This is a genomic window from Faecalibacterium sp. DFI.5.82 (assembly GCF_029076575.1).
In the GTDB taxonomy this organism is placed as follows: domain Bacteria; phylum Bacillota; class Clostridia; order Oscillospirales; family Ruminococcaceae; genus Faecalibacterium; species Faecalibacterium duncaniae.
The window spans coordinates 1-1337 of sequence record NZ_JARFIS010000028.1 but is presented as its reverse complement, the minus strand read 5'-3'; the positions used below and the strand labels follow the sequence as shown (position 1 = coordinate 1337).

Here is a 1337-nt window from a genome sequence, read left to right as displayed (position 1 = left end):
AATCAGTGGGATATCTTATCTTTGGGTCGGCTTCACGCTTAGATGCTTTCAGCGTTTATCCGATCCGTACGTAGTTGCCCAGCTATGCTCCTGGCGGAACAACTGGTGCGCCAGAGGTACGTCCGTCCCGGTCCTCTCGTACTAGGGACAGCTCCCATCAAATATCCTGCGCCCACGACAGATAGGGACCGAACTGTCTCACGACGTTCTGAACCCAGCTCGCGTACCGCTTTAATTGGCGAACAGCCAAACCCTTGGGACCGAATACAGCCCCAGGATGCGATGAGCCGACATCGAGGTGCCAAACCTCCCCGTCGATGTGGACTCTTGGGGGAGATCAGCCTGTTATCCCCAGGGTAACTTTTATCCGTTGAGCGATGGCATTTCCACTCACATACCACCGGATCACTAACTCCAACTTTCGTTACTGCTCGACCCGTCAGTCTCGCAGTTAGGCTCGCTTCTGCGTTTGCACTCTTTTGCTTGATTTCCGTTCAAGCTGAGCGAACCTTTGAACGCCTCCGTTACTCTTTAGGAGGCGACCGCCCCAGTCAAACTGCCCACCTAACAATGTCCCCCGACTCGATTCAGAGCCGCAGGTTAGAATTCCAATATCGCAAGGATGGTATCCCAACGGCCTCTCCGCCAAAGCCAAAGCCTTGGTTTCCCAGAGTCCCATCTATCCTGTGCATGCAACATCGAAACCCAATATTAGGCTACAGTAAAGCTCCATGGGGTCTTTCCGTCTTGTCGCGGGTAACCGGCATCTTCACCGGTACTACAATTTCGCCGGGCGGGCTGTTGAGACAGTGCCCAAATCATTACGCCTTTCATGCGGGTCAGAACTTACCTGACAAGGAATTTCGCTACCTTAGGACCGTTATAGTTACGGCCGCCGTTCACTGGGGCTTCGATTCAATGCTTGCACATCTCCTCTTAACCTTCCAGCACCGGGCAGGCGTCAGCTCGTATACGTCATCTTTCGATTTAGCACAAACCTGTGTTTTTGGTAAACAGTTGCTTGGGCCGATTCTCTGCGGCTCCATCTCTGGAGCACCCCTTCTCCCGAAGTTACGGGGTCAATTTGCCGAGTTCCTTAACAACCCTTCTCCCGTTGGCCTTAGAATCTTCTTCCTACCTACCTGTGTCGGTTTGCGGTACGGGCACCTCAGAAATACACACAGCTTTTCTCGCCATCTTCCATCTCAGACTTCGGTACTAATTTCCCTCGATCTCTACCGGAACCAACACCCGGCTCTGAGACTTCATATGTGTCCCTGTGCTTAACTCTTTTGGTGGTGACGGAATCTCTACCGTCTGTGCATCGGCTACGCCTT

Annotated in this window: 1 rRNA gene; it reads right to left on the bottom strand. The window is 52.7% G+C overall.

Annotated features, from left to right (window positions below):
• A 23S ribosomal RNA gene (locus tag P0G09_RS15370) occupies positions 1–1337 on the bottom strand; the annotation flags it as partial.